This window comes from Haloferax sp. S2CR25 (assembly GCF_031624535.1).
In the GTDB taxonomy this organism is placed as follows: domain Archaea; phylum Halobacteriota; class Halobacteria; order Halobacteriales; family Haloferacaceae; genus Haloferax; species Haloferax massiliensis.
The window spans coordinates 38,705-58,081 of sequence record NZ_JAMQOO010000007.1 but is presented as its reverse complement, the minus strand read 5'-3'; the positions used below and the strand labels follow the sequence as shown (position 1 = coordinate 58,081).

General features: G+C 65.0%; 20 protein-coding genes and 1 pseudogene. 8 read left to right on the top strand and 13 right to left on the bottom strand.

Going from position 1 to position 19,377, the window contains the following annotated elements; all coding sequences use genetic code 11:
- Positions 1–29 precede the first annotated feature (29 nt).
- From NDI65_RS15900 to NDI65_RS15890, 3 genes are all read right to left on the bottom strand, one after another.
- Positions 30–563: a hypothetical protein gene (locus NDI65_RS15900; RefSeq protein WP_089776699.1), complete on the bottom strand. Its 534-nt coding sequence runs from the start codon at positions 561–563 to the stop codon at positions 30–32.
- A 94-nt stretch (positions 564–657) separates the two neighbouring features.
- Entirely contained in the window at positions 658–1,224 is a 567-nt protein-coding gene (locus NDI65_RS15895; RefSeq protein ID WP_089776700.1) for a halocyanin domain-containing protein, read from the bottom strand.
- Between the two features lie 87 nt (positions 1,225–1,311).
- A complete protein-coding gene (locus tag NDI65_RS15890; RefSeq protein ID WP_089776701.1) occupies positions 1,312–2,484 on the bottom strand; it encodes a TIGR04053 family radical SAM/SPASM domain-containing protein in 1,173 nt (390 codons plus the stop codon).
- A 32-nt stretch (positions 2,485–2,516) separates the two neighbouring features.
- On the opposite strand from NDI65_RS15890, the pseudogene NDI65_RS15885 reads away from it, so the two are divergent.
- The 4 genes and pseudogenes from NDI65_RS15885 to NDI65_RS15870 all read left to right on the top strand — a co-directional run bounded on the left by NDI65_RS15885 (position 2,517) and on the right by NDI65_RS15870 (position 4,900).
- A pseudogene (locus NDI65_RS15885) lies at positions 2,517–2,877 on the top strand (DUF2249 domain-containing protein).
- Positions 2,878–3,031: 154 nt separating this feature from the next.
- Positions 3,032–3,184, top strand: coding sequence for an HVO_2142 family zinc finger protein (locus NDI65_RS15880; RefSeq protein ID WP_167344076.1), 153 nt, complete (start codon positions 3,032–3,034; stop codon positions 3,182–3,184).
- Positions 3,185–3,352: 168 nt separating this feature from the next.
- A complete protein-coding gene (nirK, locus tag NDI65_RS15875; protein ID WP_089777276.1) occupies positions 3,353–4,426 on the top strand; it encodes a copper-containing nitrite reductase in 1,074 nt (357 codons plus the stop codon).
- 153 nt (positions 4,427–4,579) lie between these two features.
- On the top strand, positions 4,580–4,900 hold the full coding sequence (locus NDI65_RS15870; protein ID WP_089776703.1) for a hypothetical protein: 321 nt from the start codon (positions 4,580–4,582) through the stop codon (positions 4,898–4,900).
- 532 nt (positions 4,901–5,432) lie between these two features.
- Here NDI65_RS15870 and NDI65_RS15865 read toward each other — a convergent pair.
- Positions 5,433–5,666, bottom strand: coding sequence for a hypothetical protein (locus NDI65_RS15865; protein WP_226908652.1), 234 nt, complete (start codon positions 5,664–5,666; stop codon positions 5,433–5,435).
- Positions 5,667–5,872: 206 nt separating this feature from the next.
- On the opposite strand from NDI65_RS15865, the gene NDI65_RS15860 reads away from it, so the two are divergent.
- On the top strand, positions 5,873–6,484 hold the full coding sequence (locus tag NDI65_RS15860) for a hypothetical protein (protein ID WP_089776705.1): 612 nt from the start codon (positions 5,873–5,875) through the stop codon (positions 6,482–6,484).
- A gap of 35 nt (positions 6,485–6,519) precedes the next feature.
- Here the strand turns inward: NDI65_RS15860 and NDI65_RS15855 are convergent, their stop codons facing one another.
- A complete protein-coding gene (locus tag NDI65_RS15855) occupies positions 6,520–6,825 on the bottom strand; it encodes a cupin domain-containing protein (protein WP_089776706.1) in 306 nt (101 codons plus the stop codon).
- A gap of 142 nt (positions 6,826–6,967) precedes the next feature.
- Here NDI65_RS15855 and NDI65_RS15850 point away from each other — a divergent pair, with 142 nt between their 5' ends.
- Positions 6,968–7,267, top strand: coding sequence for a hypothetical protein (locus NDI65_RS15850; protein WP_089776707.1), 300 nt, complete (start codon positions 6,968–6,970; stop codon positions 7,265–7,267).
- A 32-nt stretch (positions 7,268–7,299) separates the two neighbouring features.
- Here NDI65_RS15850 and NDI65_RS15845 read toward each other — a convergent pair whose 3' ends face one another.
- Complete coding sequence (locus NDI65_RS15845) at positions 7,300–8,640, bottom strand: hypothetical protein (protein WP_089776708.1); 1,341 nt, start codon at positions 8,638–8,640, stop codon at positions 7,300–7,302.
- Between the two features lie 102 nt (positions 8,641–8,742).
- Positions 8,743–8,976, bottom strand: a complete 234-nt coding sequence (locus tag NDI65_RS15840) for a DUF2249 domain-containing protein (RefSeq protein ID WP_042663631.1) — start codon at positions 8,974–8,976, stop codon at positions 8,743–8,745.
- A 244-nt stretch (positions 8,977–9,220) separates the two neighbouring features.
- Between NDI65_RS15840 and NDI65_RS15835 the strand changes: the two genes are divergently transcribed.
- Positions 9,221–10,387, top strand: a complete 1,167-nt coding sequence (locus tag NDI65_RS15835; RefSeq protein ID WP_310893835.1) for an AAA family ATPase — start codon at positions 9,221–9,223, stop codon at positions 10,385–10,387.
- Positions 10,388–11,344: 957 nt separating this feature from the next.
- A complete protein-coding gene (locus NDI65_RS15830) occupies positions 11,345–12,214 on the top strand; it encodes a class 1 fructose-bisphosphatase (RefSeq protein WP_089776710.1) in 870 nt (289 codons plus the stop codon).
- Between the two features lie 862 nt (positions 12,215–13,076).
- On the opposite strand, the gene NDI65_RS15825 is transcribed toward NDI65_RS15830, so the two are convergent.
- From NDI65_RS15825 to NDI65_RS15800, 6 genes are all read right to left on the bottom strand, one after another.
- Positions 13,077–13,310, bottom strand: a complete 234-nt coding sequence (locus NDI65_RS15825; RefSeq protein WP_089776711.1) for a hypothetical protein — start codon at positions 13,308–13,310, stop codon at positions 13,077–13,079.
- Between the two features lie 132 nt (positions 13,311–13,442).
- Positions 13,443–14,546 (bottom strand): oligopeptide/dipeptide ABC transporter ATP-binding protein, encoded by a 1,104-nt coding sequence (locus NDI65_RS15820; RefSeq protein ID WP_089776712.1) that lies wholly within the window; start codon positions 14,544–14,546, stop codon positions 13,443–13,445.
- A complete protein-coding gene (locus NDI65_RS15815; protein ID WP_089776713.1) occupies positions 14,543–15,589 on the bottom strand; it encodes an ABC transporter ATP-binding protein in 1,047 nt (348 codons plus the stop codon). Before NDI65_RS15815 ends, NDI65_RS15820 begins: the two co-directional genes overlap by 4 nt.
- 42 nt (positions 15,590–15,631) lie before the next feature.
- Positions 15,632–16,594 carry an ABC transporter permease gene (locus tag NDI65_RS15810; RefSeq protein WP_089776714.1) on the bottom strand — a complete coding sequence of 321 codons (963 nt, stop codon included), beginning with the start codon at positions 16,592–16,594 and terminating at the stop codon, positions 15,632–15,634.
- A 100-nt stretch (positions 16,595–16,694) separates the two neighbouring features.
- A complete protein-coding gene (locus NDI65_RS15805; RefSeq protein WP_089776715.1) occupies positions 16,695–17,699 on the bottom strand; it encodes an ABC transporter permease in 1,005 nt (334 codons plus the stop codon).
- A gap of 21 nt (positions 17,700–17,720) precedes the next feature.
- Positions 17,721–19,319 carry an ABC transporter substrate-binding protein gene (locus NDI65_RS15800; protein WP_089776716.1) on the bottom strand — a complete coding sequence of 533 codons (1,599 nt, stop codon included), beginning with the start codon at positions 19,317–19,319 and terminating at the stop codon, positions 17,721–17,723.
- Positions 19,320–19,377 lie beyond the last annotated feature (58 nt).

The following is a 19,377-nucleotide window of genomic DNA, read 5'->3' as shown; positions in this document are numbered from 1 at the left end:
GGAATTCAACAGAGCCACTGACGGCTGATTCACGTTCCCGATTTTTCACCGCCGGTGGACTCCCGACTCTCCCACGCGAGCACCAACCCCGTCACGGCCCCGACGACGACCGTCCCGCCGAGCGTCGCAATCACGCCCAGCGCCCCGAGGAACAGCGGAACGACGAGAAACAGGACCACACCTCTCACGAGCGCCGCCACCGCCCCCACCCCGACCGGCGTTTCGAACGGATTGCCCTCCATCACGACCACCGCGAGTTCGAGCAGGTACATCGGGACGGGGAGCGCGAGCAATCCCACGAGCCCGCCGACGAGCGTGCCGCGAACCCGGGAGTTCGCCCCGCCGAGTCGCCGCCAGAGCAGGCTGGCGAGCAGACCGCCGCCGAGAAAGCCCCCGGCGACGAGCACCACCAGCGGCGCGGTGGGGACGGCCGGGTCGTCGCCGGTCACCAACGCGACCACCGGGTCGGCGAGAACGTACCAGAGCGCGAACGCGCCGCCCGCGAGGGCGAACGTCATCGAGGGGCGACGGCGCGCGGCGGCGAGGAGCGAGAACCGAGGCATACGAGAGATTCGTTGCACCGGGAGAAGAAGTTCGCGGAAGTCGTGAATCGGCCGACAACGGGCGAAAACAGACCGGAAACGGCGCGGTCGGACGCTACTCGACGACGACCGCGCCCTTCATCCCGAGCGTCTCGTGGGGCGTACAGGCGTAGGTGTACGTCCCGGTCGCCTCGAAGGTGTGTTCGAACGTGTGACCGCTACTGCCCGCCAACTCCGATTCGAAGGAGCCGTCGGCGGCGGCGACGTTGTGCGACCCGCCCTCGCCGTTCCACTCCCAGACGACCGTGGTACCCGGAGAGACGCGAATCGCCGCGGGACCGAAGCCGAACGCGCCGCCGTTGGCCTGCGCGCCAACCGTCACCGTCACCGTCGAACTCCCCGTCTCGTCCACCACCCCGTCGTAGTTGCCGACGTTGTCGAACCAGCCGTCGAACTGCGGGGCGCTCCCGCCGCCGGAACCGCTATCCGCGCCGGTCGTTTCACCGGACTCGGTCGTCGGCTCCGCGGTCGATTCGGCGGTCGTCGCGTCGTCGCCGTCCGCCTCGGCCGCGTTCGCGGCGTCGCCGCCGGAGCCGGAACAGCCGGCGAGCGCCGTCGACAGCGCCGCCGTCGCGGTCAGTGCGGTAAAGCGCCGTCTCGTGAGATTGGAATCGCGCGTCATCAGGTGTACCTCGGCGGCGACGAAAGCAAGCGGTTACCCCGAACGTGTTCGGGGAGATTCCAGCAAGCCGCGACGGGCTACGGGGCGTCAGTCGCCCGCCGGTCGGGTCGCGGGCATCGGGCCGTCGTAGTCGGCGGGCACGTACCCGCAGAGCGGGTCGCTGGCCAGCGGGTCGCCGGTGTGGGCGTACGCCCGCGAGCGACTGCCGCCGCAGACGTGGCGGAACTCGCACGCGCCGCACTTCCCGCGGAGGGCGTCGGGGTCCCGGAGCGACCGGAAGAGGTCGCTCTCGCGGTATCGCTCGACGAGCCCGCCGTCGCGGACGGGGCCGGCGGACGCGGGGAGAAAGCCCGACGGGAACAGCTCGCCGGTGTGGCTGACGAAGGCGAACCCGTCACCCGCGGTGATGCCGAGTCGGCGGCCGATGCCGTCGGTCGGGGGCGCGTCGCTCGCGTCACGACGGCGCTGGATGGCGACCCGACGGTAGTGGGGCGCTTCGGTCGTCTTGACGCCGAAGGGGGCTTCCTCGCTCACCTCGGTCAGCCACTCCATGACGCGCTCGGCGCGCTCCGGGGAAATCGGGTCGAGGACGCGCCCGCGCCCGACGGGGACGAGGAAGAACACGGACCAGAGCACCGCGCCGAGGTCGGCCACGAGGTCGCAGAGCGCGGGGAGTTCGTCCACCGTCTCGGCGCAGACGGTCGTGTTTATCTGAAGCGGGAGGCCGGCGTCGCGGGCCGCGCGGGCGGCCGCGACGGTCTGTTCGAAACTCCCGTCCTCTCCCCGGAAGACGTCGTGTGACGCTGCGGTCGCGCCGTCGAGGCTGAGCGCCATGCGCCTGACGCCCGCGTCGGCGAGGTCGGCGACCGTCTCGGGCGTCAGCGACGACGTTCCGCTCGGAGTGAGCGTCATGCGGAGGCCGAGGTCGGTTCCGTACTCGACGAGGTCCACGAGGTCCGGGCGGGCCAGCGGGTCGCCGCCGGAGAGGACGACGAGTTGCCCCGGTCCGAACTCGCGGGCCTGGTCGAGCAGGCGTTTGCCCTCCGCCGTCGTCAGTTCGTCGGGGTGTCGCGCGGGCGTCGCGTCCGCCCGGCAGTGGTCGCACGCGAGGTCGCACGCCTGCGTCACCTCCCAGACGAGGACGAACGGTCGCCGCGAGGTGTCGATGCTCGACGGGTCCGGCGGGGCGGTCGCCGTCGACGGCGCGTCCGCGTCGCTCCCCTCGCTCGTGTCGGTGTCGACGTGTGGCGGTCGAGACATGGCTCTGGTCGGCTGGTTCGACGGCGCGGACGGTGAGTCACACCCCGAACCTGTTCGGCCGACTGGTCGGGGGAAACCGAGACGAACACGTTCGGGGTGAACTTCCTGCGCTGTCGCCCCCACGACTCGCATATGGAGCACGAGGCGTACCTCGACGGACTCGACGCACCGACCGACCGAACGGTGGATTTCCTCGACGTGCGGGAGTTGCCGCCGCCGGAGCCGCTCACCGAGACGATGAACAGCCTCGCCGACCTCGACGGCGAGACGGTGTTCGTCCAGCTCAACGACCGCGAGCCGAAGTTCCTCTACCCGAAGCTCGACGACCGAGGGTTCGCCTACTGCTCGACCGAGCGCGAGGACGGCGTCGTCACCGCGATTTGGGAACCCTGAGTCGGCGTAGTCGCCGAATCTCTTCCAGTCAATCCCATCCAGTCAATCCCCCGCGAGCGGCGGTGTCGGCACCGCTTGCGTCCCGAAAGCTATCAACCCACCCTAATTTGGTATAATCGTTAATGTAATAACAACCCACGCGTTTGTACGTGGTATGAGTTCAGACCACACGAATACCACCCACTCCGAGTGGTGTCCGGACTGCGGTTCGAAGATGGCCTTCACCGGCACGCAGCCGGCGGGGCTCGCACAGTTCTTCTGCGAGCAGTGTCGGTACCGCCGCGACCGCTTCGTCGGCGACGACTGAACCGTCCGCGCGATTTCTACAGACTCGCACGCCCGGGAGCGGTGGCCGTCCTCGGGTCTCACGGAGTGGTACGACTCGCGAAGATGTTCGGAGCGCGTCTCCAAACCGTGCAATCATTGTTCGTTTATACCCGTGTTCGGACACTCGATTCAACCGGAGGGAGACAACATGCTATCTACGACTCGGCGGCGGACGCTCCAGTGGCTCGGTCTCGGCGGTGCCGCCTCGCTGGCCGGCTGTGCGACGAAAGCGCCGACCGCCGCGCAGTCGCTCGACGGGACGGAGGAACCGACACAACAGAGTCCGACGAACATCGTCGACCAGGTCGCGGCCGACCCGACTGATATTCCCGGTCCCATCGACCGAAGCGAACCCGCGGAAGTCGACGTGACGCTCCGGCCGGAGGAGGTCACCGCCGAGGTCGAACCCGGCGTGACGTTCACGTACACGACCTACAACGGGCAGGTTCCCGGCCCGCTCGTCCGCGTCCGGCAGGGGGACACGGTGAACCTGACGTTCGAGAACCCCGAGGAGAACACCATGCCGCACAACGTCGACTTCCACGCGGTCGCCGGCCCCGGCGGCGGCGCGGAGGCGACGATGACGAACCCCGGTGAGACGGCACACCTGCGGTTCAAGGCGACCTACCCCGGCGCGTACATCTACCACTGCGCCGTGCCGAACATGGACATGCACATCAGCGCCGGGATGTTCGGGCTCATCCTCGTCGAGCCGCCGGAGGGGCTTCCGGAAGTCGACCACGAGATATACCTCGGCCAGCACGAACTCTACACCGACAAGGCCGCCGGCGAGGAGGGCCAGCACACCTTCGACTACGAGTCCATGCGGAACGAGGACCCGACGTACGTCCTCATGAACGGCGAGAAGTACGCGTGGACGCCCAACGGCCGAGGACCGGCCGCGACGGTCGGCACCGACGAGACGGTCCGGGTGTACTTCGTCGACGGCGGGCCGAACCTCTCCAGCAGCTTCCACCCCATCGGGAGCGTCTGGGAGACGCTCTACCCAGACGGGTCGCTGACGACCGAACCGCAGAGCCACATCCAGACGCGGCTCGTGCCGCCGGGAAGCACGACCATCGCGACGATGAGTTCGCCCGTGCCCGGCGACTTCAAACTCGTCGACCACTCGCTGTCCCGCGTCGTCCGCAAGGGCTGTATGGCCGTCATCCGCGCCGAGGGGCCGGAGGACCCCGAAATATTCGACCCCGACCCGCAGTAGCGCCGCCGCAGCGACCGGCAATCATCGCTGTCCGCTTTTTTCTATCTGGCTCTTTCGAGAGGCGTCGTCGCTGAGCGGCGGTGCGCCGGAAGCGACCGCCCCGAGAAGCGACCACAGCGTTATGCCGTTCGCTTTCAAAATGCGAAGCCAAGGATGCCTGACGACAAACAGGGCCGAGATAAGCAAGCGGCCAAGGAAGAACAGCGCCAGCGCGAGCGAGCGCTCCGAGAGGCGCGTGACCGCGCCGACGAACCCGAACCGGGGAAGCAACTCGGGGACCTCGACGACGCGCTTGAGGTTCAGGACTATCCGACCACGACGGAGCAACTCGTCGAGAACTACGGCGACTACGAGGTCGAAACACAAGGCGGGTGGAAACCAATCGACGAGGTGCTCGCTTCGGTCGACAACGAAATATACGACTCCGCGGACGACGTTCGCGACCGGATACAGCGATTGATCAATCGAAGATAAGTGCGTCCGAAGCCGTCTCTGTCGTGGCGATATTTTGATACCCTGCGTTCCGAGACGCGTCCGCTCTTGGGCCCGACCACATCAGGACCTCCTTCCGTGGCCGAGACTCATAGTCGTACGACTTACGTAGCCCAGTGTGCGGAGCCATCATTCAGGTAGACTGGTACTGCCGGAGAACCCTGATAAGAAACACACCACTGAGCAAACAGCCAAAGAAAAGCCCCAACCAGATAGGTGAAAACGGTCTTTGGGAGCCAGCCGATCTGAACAGGTATCCCGTTAGCAGTGCGAGGGCGATTAGTTTCGTCTTCTCGGAGACCATATTCTGCAGTATATGATGTGTTGTACAATCAAGCATTTTGTGAGTGCGGTTGTGAAATACTTGTCTCGGACAGGCGTCTGACCGTGCTCAATTCATCAAACCGTTTTGACCGACTCGCGCGCTGTCTTCAGCGCGCCCGCAGAAACCTCACTGAACGCTGTCAGAAGCGGCGTACAAGATGCAGATGGCACAGTAAAACGTACTGACGTTTCAGTCCCAATAGCTGTCAATCGATTCGCCAGCGAGTCGTGCGCGGACGAACAGGTACGCGAAATGAACTGGGACGTAGCCGAGGCAGAAAACCCAGCCCTGCGGCTTCGAGACTAAGTCCCACGCGCGTTCACCGCCTCTTGTGGCGTCCACCGAGAGCGTCTCAAAACCGAGTATCGACTCGATAGCTGGTCCGACGACCATCACAAACACGCACAGATAGAGAATCGCCACGGCAAGAATTTCGAGCGATTGGTTAGAACTCATCGTTCCCTGAGTAGCGTATAGTAACTGGAGACCACAGATAAAGCCACTTCGAGACTGGTGGGTGGTTCAGTGCGTAATCCACCGCCCCGAGCCAACCGGAGCGACAGCACCCCGACAGTGAGATGAACGTGTTCGGGGGTGGGCCTACGCCCGTGGCGACCCTATTTCGGACCATGCCAGACATCCCATCCCTGTTCGGCGGCGGGTCGCGGGCCGACCGCTTCGACGATATCGACCAGTTCGTCCCGGAGCACTTGCCCGACCCGGACGTCTTCCTCGACGGTCACCGCGTCCTCGACGGCGAGGACCACGTCGCCGTCCACCGGGTCGCCCGCGACCTGTTCGAGGACCGCGGGGTCTACGACGTGACGTTCGGCTACAACCTCGCGCGGCTGAACCTCGACCGACGCCACCCCGAGGCGGGCTTTCGTTACGCGGAAGACCGGGACGACCCGTCGGTCCTCCTCGCGGAGTTCACGCCGACGACGCCGTTTTGCCCGCAGTCGAAGACACTCACCGTCGGCGCGTTCCGGGCGTGGAACGGCCTCGCCGACCGACACGACTACGACCGCGTCCGGGTCCGCGTCGCACCCATGCACCACCACGCGGCGGCCATCAACGCGGAACTCGACGCGATGGACGCGGCCGACTCGCAGGCGACCGGCGAGTCGGACCGCAACGGCGAGACGCCGGCGGGCGACGACGACGGCGAATCCGAGTCGGGAGCGGTCTCGCTGTCCGAGGAGTTCGAGGCGGCGTTGCAGCGGTTGTCGAGCGAAAAGTAGTAGGTCCGTTTTCCCCGCGTGGTCGGCCCCGCGGTTCAGTCGTCGGCGGCCGGCGCGAACACGAGCACTGCGCTACTGTCGACCGGCGCGCGCGGCGAGATGTCGCGGTCGCCGCCGAAGCGCATCAACTCCCCCGCCGCGACTTCGTATGTCTCGCCGTCGAGCGCGAGTTCCATCCGGCCGGCGACGACGTGAAAGACGATGTCGAAGCCGGGGTGGGAGTGCGCCGGCACCTCGTCGCCGGCTTCGAGGCGGAGTCTGACGGTTTTCGGGCGGTCGGTCTCGAAGACGGGCGTGTGCGTCTGCGCCGGGAGGTCGGCGAGCGCGGCGTGTTCTGGCATCACGGGTGAGTCGTCGGCCGCGCGGTCGGTAAGCCTGCGGCCGAACCCGTTCGGGGGCGCGACTGGAAGTGACTGAGCGCACGGCCGTCGAGGTGGGCGACGGTAGGTGCTATTTTGTTCTTCGCGGGCGATGGTGCGTTCGATGCCCTCCATAGTTGACAAAACCGTGTTCAGCGAGCCCTCCGGCGGCCTCTTTCCGGTCGTTCAGCTCTGCGGCGCGCTCGTCATGTCGGGTCTCTACTGGCAGTACGCCGTCGTGGAACAGTCCATGTCTGGCAACTGGCTCCTGTTCATGATAGCGGGGACCGCGCTGTCCGGGGTCGCCGAGTCGCTTCCGAACAATCGACGGCGGGAAGCGGGCGTCCTGCGTCTCGCGGCGGTTCTCGTCCTGACGTGCCTGCTCGCGGTTCTCTTTCTCGCGCCCGAACTGCTCATGGAGTGACCGCGTCCGAGACGCGTCTCTGACGACCTGGCTCAGTCCGCGCCGTCGTCCGCGTCGACAGTCGACGCGGCCGCGCCGCCGACCAACGACTGCGGGCTGTGGACCCAGATGACCCGCAGGAGATTCGCGGCGAACGCCGCGACGCCGACGAGCACGAGCGTCCAGCCCGCCGTCTCGACGGTCGACGAGAGCCCGGCGAGGTCGCCCGCGACGACGGCGGCGACGCCGGCGACGACGAGGCCGAAGTCGAGGCGAGCGAGGCGAGCGCCGTAGAGGTCGTCGAGCATCGGCACGGGTTCGAGGCCGAGGCGGTCGCTGTAGCGGTGGACCCAGACGATGAAGGGGACGACGTGGTAGAGCGTCCCGAGCACGACGAACCCGACGAACCCGAGGAGGAACAGCGAGTCGGCTCCCGGCGCGCCGAACAGGCGGTCGCCGGCCAGCGGGGCCGCGAGCCACGCGGGGAGCGTCAGGACGGCCCAGCCGGCGAGCGCGACGGCCGCGACGGCGTACCGGGTGAGCATGGGCGTCCAGTCGACCGACGACTCGACGAGGCGGCGCGCGAGAATCGCGGCGACGCCGAGGAGCGAGAGGGCGACGAGCGCGCCGCCGACCCGCGCGAGCGTCGGGTTCGAGACGAGTCGGCCGCCGGCGAGCGCGACGACGCCAAGCGGGTAGCCGACCTCCTCGACGCGGCGGAGCCACACGTCGACGCCGCGGAGCTTCGTCTGGGTGAACATCGTCGCGAGTTGGTAGAGCGCGCCGACGACGGTCGTCACGACGACGCCGAAGACGGCGAGCGTGACGTGGGCCGCGCGGACGCTCGCGTGAGTCACGCCGACGCCGGCGAAAAGCGGGCGCGTGAAGTCGACCGCGAGCAGGAAGCCGAGCGCGGTGGCGACCGCGAGAAAGCCGAGTGCGAGGCCGAAGTGGCGCTCGGTCACGTCGTAGTCGTCGAGTCGGGAGAGCGTGCGCGCGACGTTGTAGGCGAACGTCCAGAAGCCGAGGAGCGCGGCGGCACCGAAAAGCGGGAGCCACGCGAACGCGCCGAGGAGGAAGCACGCCGCGAGGCCGCCGACGCCGACGCCGACGGCCCACAACTGCGCGGTCGCGAGTCGCCGGGAGTAGAGGTCGACGCCGGACCAGACCGGGACGAACTGCGTCATCGCGCCCATGATGGTGACGCAGACCCACCCCGCGAGCAGGAGGTGGACGTGCGCGAGACGGGCGGTTCCGGCGACGACGCCGGCGGCGAGGCCGACTCGGAGGCCCACCGCGGCAGCGAGGAAGCCGAGCGCGACGACGAAGTGCCGGAGCGGAATCGTCATCGGTGGCTGTCGGGCCGTGTCGATGTCGGCGGGAATGGCGCTCATACGCGAACTAGCGCGGCGCGGAGCCCTACCGGTGACGCCGAACATATTCGCCGAGGATGGAGAACGGAAGGTGTGAACCGAGGTTGGCCGCCGTCCGCGCCGCTACTGCTTCGGGAACGTCGCCGCGAACTCGTTCGGACCCTGTTTCTCGACCGCGTAGTTGTCGGCGTCGAAGGCGTCGACTTCCGCCTGCATCTCGTAGAACAGCGGTTTCGGGTCGTGGTCGTTGAGAATCGTCAGCGACTCGCCGGCGTCGAGGTCGTCGAAGGCGGCGTGAATCTTCGGATGGCGCTCCGCCGGGGGGAGGTCGCGCACGTCGAGGATGGTGTCTGCCATACACGTCGTACCTCGCGGGGGACCACCGAGTCGGTTACCCCGAACACGTTCGCCTCCGGGGCGGCCGCGGCGGGACCGCCCGCAGTCGAGCGCCCGGGAGAGCGATTCGTGAGTGGCGGCCGCGGAGACGACCGTGTCGCCGCCGAGATGGCCATCGCCGGCGCGTTTCCCGCGGTCGACACGGCGGCGCGCCCGTAAGCAGTCAGAACTCATATATCGCTCATTTCGGAACTACCACTAGGATATGGACATCGAAGCGAGGATTAAACGTCGGCAACGTCGAGACGGGACGCCTCGCCTCCTCGTCGATTACGACTCGCTCTCGCCGGTCGCACACGCCGACGACCCGGTGAACTGCGGGCCGGTGTTGGAGCGACTGCTCGACTACCTCGACCCCGTGTTCGACGGGCATTTGCCGCCGAACGCCTACGTCTACGGCCCGAAGGGGTCGGGGAAGTCGGCGGTCGTGACGGCGCTTTTCGACCACCTCGTCCGCGCGTCGAGCGTCAGCAACGCCGCCATCCACACGACGACCCGCGTGCAGGCGACGTTCGCGCCGCGGTTCGTCTACGTCGACGCGCGCGAGACGACGAGCGCGTTCGCGTTCTACCACGCCGTGCTCGACGCGCTCGTCGACGAGTCGGTGCCGAAGCAGGGCATCAAGACCGAGGCGCTCCAGTCGCGGCTCAAAGCGACGCTCGACGCCCCCCAGACGGGTGCCGTCGTCGCCGTCGACCACCTCGGAGAGCCGGGGACGCTCGACGGCGAGGCGTTCGTCGACCTCTGTGCCGGGCTTCCGAGCAAGGTCAGTTGGCTGGCCATCGGGCGCGCGCCGCCCGACGAGACGGTGCTGACCGATTACACGGCAGACGAGATTCAGTTCGAGTCCTACCAGAGCCAGGTGCTCATCGACGTGCTGATGACGCGGGCGTCGGCGGCCGGGTCGCGGCGGACGCTCGACCACCGCCTCGCCCGCGACATCGCCGAGTGGGCCGACGGCGACGCCCACGACGCGCTCGCGGCGCTGTTCGGCGCGGCCGACGAGGCGGTCCGCAACAGACACCGGAGCATCACGGCCGCCGACGTCGCCGCGGGCATCGCCGCGGTCCCCCAACCCTGCGTCTCGCTCGGCCGCGTGCTCGCGCTCCCGGAGAACCGCCAGCAGGTGCTCCACGAACTCCTCGCGTTGCGCCCCGACCAACAGGAGTCGGTACAGGCGGCGAGCCAGCACATCGCCAAATCGGTCGACCTCTCGGCGACGACGGTCAAGCGAATCCTCTACGAACTCGCCGAAGACGGCATCACCCGCCGAGTCACGGCGGAGCGCGTCGACCGGAAGGGGCGGCCGCCGAGCCGACTCGAACCGCAGTTCCCGACGGTCGTGTTCGAACGGCTGTTCGCCGCTCAGTAATCCGTTTCCACTTATCGACAAAGAATTTAGTACAACTGGTTGTCACAACTCGGTATGGGACTGACTAGTAACCGACGGTCCACCGCTGGCATCCTCGCTCTCTGTTGTGGACTCCTTTCGACGATGATCGCTGTGGAGGTTATCGGCGGCTATCTCTCGTTAGAGGGACTGCCGGTCGTGTATGGCCTTCTGGGACTGTCAGCAGTCGGAGCTCTCGTGTCGAATCGGTTCAGCCGAACCGCCTCGTGGAAGTCTCTGCCTCTGTACGGCGCATTGACGTTTGGCAGTTCGATTCTCCTGTTTCTCTATCTGTTCTCTCTAACAGATGCGTGATGGTCCTTGCCCCGGCGTTGGTGCATCACTAGAGCCGTCAGTTTCAACCGATGACTGGAAATCTGTCAAAAAGAGTGTGAAACAGACAGACGGTGTAGCTCTCACGGGGGCCTCGTTATTCCATCGTACCGACGCTGAACTAACCGCTCAGTGGCGCGTGCGTAGTGAACGAAAAGCATTCGCGCGAACGAGCGGTCCGAAGGACCCGGTAGTGAGCGCGATTCAGCGGTCGAGCGAACCGAGACCGGCTTTTTGGCATGAGCGGGGTTTCGCCGAGCGGTCCCCGCAGCGAAGCGAGGAAACCCGAGGCGAAAAGCGGTTCTTCTGTACGTAGCGATTTGAGCTGTCCACATTGAGTGCTGAACCGATAACCGACTCGCGCCTGTATTCAGCACGAATCCAACAACCGCCACCAGCGAAGGCATCAACAGAGCCGGAGTCGAAAACCCGCCGCCAACTCCGCCGTCGGCGTCGTGCAACGCTTACGCGCGGGGACAGAACTATACTTCGCCCACGGGACCAGTAGGTAATGACGACCACCCCGACGCCCGTCCGTGCATCGCCCGTCGGCGCTCCGTCGAACCGCTTCGGCGCGCCCGCGCCTCCGCGGGGTGTATCGACCGCATGACAGACGCATCGAGTCGGGAGGACGACGTGGTCGACGCCGTCGTCGAGACACTCTGTGCGGCCGCGCCGTCGATTCGGGCGGGACTGCCCGGCCGGCGCGTCTACGAGGATGGGACGAACCCGAGCGGCGAGCGCCAGATGGAGGCCGACACGTACGCCGACGAACTGCTGTTGAAGCGGCTTCGCCCCCTCGAAGGCGTCGGCGAGTACGCCAGCGAGGAGCGCCCCGACGTCATCGACGTCGGCGAGGGCGTCTCGGTCGCGCTCGACCCGCTCGACGGGTCGACGAACCTGAAGCCGAACAACGTGATGGGGACGCTCTACAGCGTCTACGACGAACCGCTCCCCACGGGCGGCGAGAACCTGCTCGCCGCGGGCTACATCCTCTACGGCCCGGTGACGACGCTCGTGGCCGCCCGCGACGGCGTCGTCAGCGAGTACATCCTCGAATCGGGCGTCAAGCGCCCGCTCCGCGAGGAACTGACGCTGCCCGACGACCCGGCCATCTTCAGCTTCGGCGGCCGCGTCAACCGCTGGTTCGACGAGTTCGAGGCGTTCGCCAGCGAGACCGAGCGGACCGAGGGGATGAAGCTCCGCTACGGCGGGTCGATGATCGGCGACGTGAACCAGATTCTCCACTACGGCGGCGTCTTCGCGTACCCCGCCCAGACCGACGCACCGAGCGGGAAACTCCGCCAGCAGTTCGAGGGCTTCCCCATCGGCTACATCATTGAGTGCGCGGGCGGGCGGTCGTCCGACGGCGAGGTGTCGCTTCTCTCGGGGACGCCCGACGGTATCCACGACCGCGTCCCGGTCTACATCGGCAACGACTCGCTCGTCGAGTCGCTGGAAGCGCGACTGGACTGACGGTCCGACCCACGCGGTGACGGAGCGGCGGTCCGATACGAGCGTGCCTCACCGACACCCACCGAACCGAGCAACGCGCTCGCTACCGCGTGGGTGACACCCCCGTTCCGACCGCGGATAATTTATCATTTTCGCTAATATTCAATTTAAAATTCCGTTTAGCAGTCTCAGTCTCTAGATCACAACGCCTGCAACTTGACTCGTCAGTCAACTGTCGATGCGATTCGAGGCACACAGTATTGTTTTATTTATTAACTTATGTCGCAGCTCAGGTGACTTCCACTCGCAGGAGGAGGGACTTGGTCAAAACAGCTCCCACGCGTGCGAAACCGAGTCTTCACGAGGTTCTGTTCAACGTGATCGAATCGAGTTGACCGGGGAATTCGGGAAAGGGTCCGACACCCACGGTCAACCACGAGGGAATCGTGCGAGAGATCGTGTCTCTGGTGGGAGCGGGACAGCGTACTCAGAGCGGTCCCACGGTGTCCGACTGATTTGGGGTCAAGAACCGACCGGCACATTATTGTAGTATTAGAACACAATTGCCACATCAAATCCGAGCATAGTTGGTGAGTCGATCGCTGACCTCGCTGTCATCTCAGGTGAGTCGTCCGCGGTCATCGGACTGACCGTTTAATATACTATAGTTGTCATACTGGGTTTCTATCTATTTTGTTTACACGGTTAACCGCTTCCGTGGGGCCGAACGGAGACCACCTGGCTGGTGTCTCTAGGGAGCGGTTGGGTGCTTTGCCGGCTCGACTTACTCAGCGGCGGCCGGGTGTCGCGCAGGCAGCGCGCTTCTCGTGAGACCGGCCGGCCGCTCCCTCGCCGAGTGCTCAGCGCCGTCGTCAGTACCGTGTCACTCCTCTACCGAGCGCTTCGTACAGAGCCAAAAGCCGCCGCCAAACCCGACCACCGTGACCGCAACGAGGCCAACGTCGACGAGCGCAATCGCGTACGCGGCGGTTCCCGGTTCGAGATACAACAGCGAGAACCCGAGCAGGAGCCCCATCACGATGCCGATTGCGACGAACAGCGGGAACCGGTCGCGCTGGTCGCAGATAACGTCGACAACCGTCTCTATCTGTGCCATACGGTACCGTTTTTCGCACTGATTATCAAGTTCCCGATTCGACCGATACCGGTCAGGCTTCGGTCGAGATGGAACGGCGGGTTCGAACCGGTGACAAGCGAGTGACGCGGCGGCGACGACCAACCACTCACATCAGTCGCCCTCCTCCGTCAGCGGGTCGCTATCCCAATAGGAGTGGTTCGGGTCGTCTCTGAAGCAGGCGACGCGGTGGCCAGCGGCCTCGCCGGACTGTTGGAGTCGTGGCACCTCTCGGCACGCCTCACGGGCTTCGGGACAGCGCGTGTGGAAACGGCACCCGCTCGGTGGGTTGACCGGGTCTGGGATGTCTATCCTCCGCATCGGCGGCTCACCGGCCTCGCCCGACTGTCGGGACAGGTTCGGCGTCGCCCAGCGGAGGACGTTCGTGTACGGGTGACTGGGGTCGCCGATGAGTTGGTCTGCTGGACCGACTTCGACCAGATTTCCGAGATACATCACACCGATTCGACCGTCTCCGTGTTCCGCGAAGTACCGCGCGTTCGAGAGGTCGTGCGAGACGAACACGAACGAGGTGTCGAACTCCGACTGCAAATCGAGCATCAGGTCCATCATTTCGACCCGTAAGGAGACGTCGAGTGCGCTTATCGCCTCGTCAGCGAGGATTACGTCGGGATTCATCAAGAGGGCGCGACAGAGCGCCACGCGCTGTTTCTCCCCGCCGCTGAGCTGGTGTGGGTACCGGTCCGCGAAGTCCGATGGGGGGTTCATACCGACGCGTTCGAGAAGCGCGTGAATCCGCTCGCGGCGTTCGCTGGTCCCGGCCTCCGGGTGAGTGAGCTTGATCGGCTCCGCGAGGATGTTCAGAATCCGCCGGTTTGGGTTGAGCGAGCTCCCAGGGTCCTGATGGATGATCTGGAGCGACGACCGAATCTCGTCGAACGGAATCTCTCCGTCGCCGTCTTTGGCGGCCCAGATGTCCTGTCCTTTGTACGTCACCGTCCCGCCCGTCGGTCGCTGGAGTCCGATGGTCGTCTTCCCGAGTGTGGTCTTTCCACATCCGCTTTCCCCGACGAGTGCGAGGACGTCGTTCTCCTCGATGTCGAGCGAGACGCCGTCGACCGCTTTGACCACGTCTGGCTCCTCGAAGAGGTCGAACAGCCCTTGGTCTTTTTCGAAGTTGACTTCGACGTTTTCGAGTGAGATGAGTGGCTCGTCGCGTTGGTCGAACTCAGCCGACGGTTCGTCGGCGCGGCTCACGACCCACCACCTCCCGAGACCGGAACGAACTCCTCGGAACGGTCGAAGTGCAGCGCAATCTCGTCTCGCGCGTCTTCCGCGTGGTGACAAGCCACGGCGTGGCCGGCTTCGAGTTGCGTGGACGCCGGGTCTTCAGCTCGGCACTCATCGGTCGCAAGCGGACATCGCGGTGCGAACGAACACCCCTGCGGAACGTTGACGGGTGCTGGACTCTGGCCTTCGATCGGTCGCATCTCTTCGAGCGGTGCTTCGATGTCCGGCGTCGCATTGAGCAACGCTCGCGTGTATGGGTGCCCACTGTTCCCGATGAGTTGCTCACGGTCGCCGACCTCGATGAGTTGGAAGGCGTACATGACGGCCATCCGGTCGGCGAGCTCGGCGACCAGTGGCAGGTCGTGGGTGATGAACACCATCGTCAGATCGTACTTCTCCTGTAGGTCTTCGAGGAGCGTCAGAATCGAACGCTGCATCAGGAGGTCGAGTGCGGCGGTCGGTTCGTCCATCACCAGCACCTCGGGTTCGAGAACGAGCGACAGGGCGATGAGTGCCCGCTGCTGCATCCCGCCGGAGAGCTCGTGCGGGTACGACGTCAGCACGCGCTCCGGGTCGAGGTACAGGTCAGAGAGGAGTTCACGGGCGAACTCCATTCCCGACGTGACGTCGGCGTCGTGGGCCTTCAGCGTCTCTCTGAAGTGCCCGCCGATCTTCATCGTCGGGTTGAACGAACTCATCGCGCCCTGGAAGACCATCGACACCTCCTCCCACCGGAACTCTCGACGTTCGTCGTCGGAGAGTTCGAGCACGTCGACCGTGGTCCCATCGTCGCGGTGGTAGAGTATCTCACCGGACAGTCGTCCGGGGTCGGGAATGGCGTCCAGCATCGAGTCGGCGAACATCGACTTGCCGCTTCCGCTCTCGCCCACGATGCCGAGAATCTCGCCACGTTCGATAGACATGCTCACGTGGTCCAACACGAACGTCTCGCCGCCGTCGTACGTGACGGCCGCGTCGTTAATCTCGATGATTGGGTCGTCTGTCGTCATAGCTGTCGTAGGGGTTGTCGTTCCGCGCCGTTTGGCAGTCATCTACAGTACCTCCGTCATCCCGGTGTCTTTCTCGTCGGTCGAAGCGGTCGACGCTGACTCCCCCGTCAGACGAGTCCGAACGCGCGGGTTGAACACGCGGTCCATCCCCTGTCCGAGGAGGATGAGTCCGACCGAGAGGCCGATAATCGCGGCCATCGGAACGAGAAGCCAGTGTGCGGCGCCCCAAGAGAACAGGGCACCACCATTGTACGCGAAGTTCAGGGTGACGCCCCAGTTCTGGTCGGAGTACGGCAACACGCCGAGGAAGAACAGCCCGATCGACGCGAACACGACGTACCGCGCGGCGAACACGAAGTTGACCGTCACGTACGGCATGATGTTCGGAATCACGTCCTTCAGGATGATTCGCGGCGTGCTCACGCCCATCGTCCGCGAGGCTTCGACGTAGTTGTTCTCCCGAATCGTCAGCACCTGCGAGTGGATCGACCGGCCGAGGCCAGCCCAGTAGTTGATGTTGATGACGATGCCGAGCAGGATCGGGTTCTTTGGATTGAACGTAATCGCGAGAATCATCACCAGCGGGAGTCCGGGGATGGCCATGACGAAGTCCGACACCGACATCAACGCGCGTCCGACCGAACCGCCCTTGTACCCAGCGACGGTCCCGACGAGGACGGCGATACCGGTCGCCCAGAGTCCACCCGAGGTGACCATCAACAAGATGTCCGGGGTCGAGTGGATGATGAGTGCGGCGAGGTCAGTCCCCGACGCAGTCGTCCCGAGCGGGTACTGCATGCTCTCGAACAGCGTCAGATACCGAGGGGCCTGACTCGTCGAGGGCTCTCGCCAGAGACCGAAGACGGCCACGAGCGCCAACGCCACGTAGAAACCGATGACGAGCAGTCCGAGTCGGGTTCTGCTGTCCGACCACGCGACGAGCATCGGTTCCAAGACGGTTTCCTCGTAGAACTCTCGAAGTCGCTCCTCACGAGTCACCGTCATCGACGACGAGGCCGACCCTCGCCAGTCGACGCCGGCACCGTCCGTAACCGCTGCGCTAGACACCGATTCGCTGGATTCGGATTCGCTGGATTCCGCTCTCTCAGTACGCTTCATCAGAACCTCCGGAACTGATTCGCGGGTCGATCTTGCTGTAGGTCAGGTCGGCGATGTAGACGCCGACGACGAGCGCGACGGTGATGACGAGGAACGTCGCCATCATGAGCGGGTAGTCGTTCGCCTTCAGCGCGGCGAACATGTAGTAGCCGAGTCCGGTGTACGAGAATATCTGCTCCAGAATGACGGTCCCCGACAGGCGGAATCCGAGGAGCAGCAGGAACCCGGTGTACATCGGAAGGATGGCGTTCCTCGCGACGTACCGAGTTGCGATACGACGGTCGGCGAGTCCCCGGAGCCTCGCGACACGGACGTAGTCGTTACCGAGCACCTGGATACTGTTCCCCCGCATGGCCAACGCCTGCCCGCCGATTCCGCCCAGCGCGTACGAGAAGATGGGCAAGAGACTGTGTTCGAGTGCGCTGAGCAAGAACGGGACGCTCAGTTCCTTCTCGACGTTGGTCCCGACTGTTCCCGCCGTCGGCAACCATCCCCACTGGTACGCGAAGACGTACAGCGAGATGACGGCGACGACGTAGAAGGGGACGGACATGAGGCCGATCGAAAGGCCACTGAACCCCTTGTCGAACCGTGAACCCTCCCAGTAGGCCTGTAACGACCCGAGGAAGATACCGACGGTGAACATGAGAATCGTGGACACCAGGACGACGAACACCGTCCACGGCACCGCTTCGGCGATGACCTGTGCCACCGGTTCGCCCAGCGAAATCGACTCGCCGAAGTTCCCCTGTGCGACGGAGCCCATGTAGTCCAGGTACTGCCGCCAAAGCGGCGCGTTGGGGTTGATGTTCTGGAGATTCGAAATCCGAGCGTCGACCTCCGATGCCGGAACGCCCTGCCGAAGCAGTTGCGCGCGCAACTGCGTGAAGGGGCCGCCTGGAAGGAGCCGAATCAGTCCGAACGTGAGCGTCGCGACCGCGAAGATGGTCGCGAACACCCTGGCCGTCCGACGGACGTAGTAGTTACTCATGGTTGCGTTGCTCCACTCCGATTACCGCTCGGCCGTGAGCTGCCCCTGGCGTGGGAGCCACTCGCTTGGCCACTTGATTGCTCGGTCGTCGCTCCCCTCCGCCGGGACGTCCCACTCGTCGGTGGTGAGCCACGACTGTTCGAACTTCGCAACCAGTCCCAGTACTGGGAGGTTCTGGTTGTGGTGCCACGCGACACGTTTGATGAGTTCCTCCGTCGCGGCTCGGTCCTGCGTGGTCGAAATCTCCTGCACCACCGAGAGTGGGTCGATAGTCGTCTCGCCGCCGTCCATCCCGGGGACAGTCTGTTCGCCCTCCGGGAAGTTGTGACCGCCGTCGATGTCCGGGTTAGTGAGCTGCCAGCGGAGCGGGAAGTACGGGAACGACGACCGGGCACCACCGGGCATCCAGTAGAACGCGCCGATCTTGAAGTTGGATTCGATGTAGCCGCCGAAGAAGTCTCCCGTTGGCTTCTGGCTGATTTCGAAGTCGAAGCCGAACGCGTTCAACTGGTCGACGACAGTGTTCGTCGCCGTGGTCCAGTCCGTCCAGCCGGCGGGCGTGTAGTACGTCCCACCGAGGGTTCGACCGCTGCTGTGCGTCCACGTGCCATCTTCCTTCGAGTAGCCAGCCTCCCGAAGGAGAGACGCGGCTTTGTCTGTCTGAGACGCCGCCATGCCGTAACTCTCGAAGGTGTCGTACGCGTCACCGAGCCACGATTCCTGGTCGTCCGGGGCGATGCCAGTAACCTTCGGTGCGGGTGCTTTCGTTCGTGGCCCTGCATTCTCAACGACCTGCTGGCGATTGATGACGTGAGCGACGGCTTGCCGGACGTTTCGCTTCCCGAAGTCGGGGTCGTCGTGATTGAACAGGACGCCGTACCCCCACTTCGCAGAGATGGTGACCTCTTCGACGGAGTCGGGGAAGTTGTTGACGATTTTCGGCGGCGCGAAGAGGCTCGTGACGAAGTCGAGTTCGCGGCCCATCAGACCCTGTTGGAGTGCGGTGTTGTCCGCCCGCGAGAGAAGCGAGATGCCCGCGAAGTTGACGTTATCAGCGCCGTAGTATTCGGGGTTCCTCGTGAGTTCCCACGACTGCTTCGACTTCGACGCGACCGAGAAGGGACCGCTCGCGACCACGTCGCCTTCGTATTTGAACTGCTGGAGCGCCTCGGCGTCTTTGTCGAGGAACCGTTCGAAGGTCGGATGGTACGCGAACAGTCGGAGCGACCCGTTGGCGAGCGTGTGTTTGATGACCTCCGGGTTGGACGGTCGCTTGAGGTTGAGAACGACGGTCTTGTCGTCTTCGCCCCGTTCGACGCTCTCGGTGAAGTCCCAAAGCGACGTGTTCATCTTCTTCATCAGGCGGAACTGGGTCAGGACGTCACGCGCGGTCACGTCCTCGCCGGTATCCCACAGCAGGTCGTCCCGGAGCGTGAGCGTCACCGTCTGCCCGTCGATGGACCACGAGTCGAGCGCGGCTAACTCGAACTCACCGGTCGAAAAGTTGTAGGCGGCGAACCGTTCGAAGACGAAGTTCCCTGCTCGTGGGTCGTAGTTCTGCGTCGCTTCCGGGTTCAGGTGGAGGTTCGTCGGGACGCCGTTGTTCGTGGCACCGACCATCTTCTTGTCGAGGACAGTCGCCCCACGCGTCTCGGAATCGTCACCGCCGGTCTCGCCT

Coding starts and splice junctions, on each gene's coding strand:
- NDI65_RS15890 (WP_089776701.1), bottom strand. CDS start 2,484: ATGTCTCGACCGCCACACGTCGACACCGACACGAGCGAGGGGAGCGAC.
- NDI65_RS15800 (WP_089776716.1), bottom strand. CDS start 19,319: ATGGTCGGTGCCACGAACAACGGCGTCCCGACGAACCTCCACCTGAAC.
- NDI65_RS15895 (WP_089776700.1), bottom strand. CDS start 1,224: ATGACGCGCGATTCCAATCTCACGAGACGGCGCTTTACCGCACTGACC.
- NDI65_RS15845 (WP_089776708.1), bottom strand. CDS start 8,640: ATGAGCGCCATTCCCGCCGACATCGACACGGCCCGACAGCCACCGATG.
- NDI65_RS15815 (WP_089776713.1), bottom strand. CDS start 15,589: ATGACGACAGACGACCCAATCATCGAGATTAACGACGCGGCCGTCACG.
- NDI65_RS15855 (WP_089776706.1), bottom strand. CDS start 6,825: ATGCCAGAACACGCCGCGCTCGCCGACCTCCCGGCGCAGACGCACACG.
- NDI65_RS15850 (WP_089776707.1), top strand. CDS start 6,968: ATGCCCTCCATAGTTGACAAAACCGTGTTCAGCGAGCCCTCCGGCGGC.
- NDI65_RS15825 (WP_089776711.1), bottom strand. CDS start 13,310: ATGGCACAGATAGAGACGGTTGTCGACGTTATCTGCGACCAGCGCGAC.
- NDI65_RS15830 (WP_089776710.1), top strand. CDS start 11,345: ATGACAGACGCATCGAGTCGGGAGGACGACGTGGTCGACGCCGTCGTC.
- NDI65_RS15805 (WP_089776715.1), bottom strand. CDS start 17,699: ATGAGTAACTACTACGTCCGTCGGACGGCCAGGGTGTTCGCGACCATC.
- NDI65_RS15900 (WP_089776699.1), bottom strand. CDS start 563: ATGCCTCGGTTCTCGCTCCTCGCCGCCGCGCGCCGTCGCCCCTCGATG.
- NDI65_RS15880 (WP_167344076.1), top strand. CDS start 3,032: ATGAGTTCAGACCACACGAATACCACCCACTCCGAGTGGTGTCCGGAC.
- nirK (WP_089777276.1), top strand. CDS start 3,353: ATGCTATCTACGACTCGGCGGCGGACGCTCCAGTGGCTCGGTCTCGGC.
- NDI65_RS15835 (WP_310893835.1), top strand. CDS start 9,221: ATGGACATCGAAGCGAGGATTAAACGTCGGCAACGTCGAGACGGGACG.
- NDI65_RS15810 (WP_089776714.1), bottom strand. CDS start 16,594: ATGACGGTGACTCGTGAGGAGCGACTTCGAGAGTTCTACGAGGAAACC.
- NDI65_RS15860 (WP_089776705.1), top strand. CDS start 5,873: ATGCCAGACATCCCATCCCTGTTCGGCGGCGGGTCGCGGGCCGACCGC.
- NDI65_RS15840 (WP_042663631.1), bottom strand. CDS start 8,976: ATGGCAGACACCATCCTCGACGTGCGCGACCTCCCCCCGGCGGAGCGC.
- NDI65_RS15870 (WP_089776703.1), top strand. CDS start 4,580: ATGCCTGACGACAAACAGGGCCGAGATAAGCAAGCGGCCAAGGAAGAA.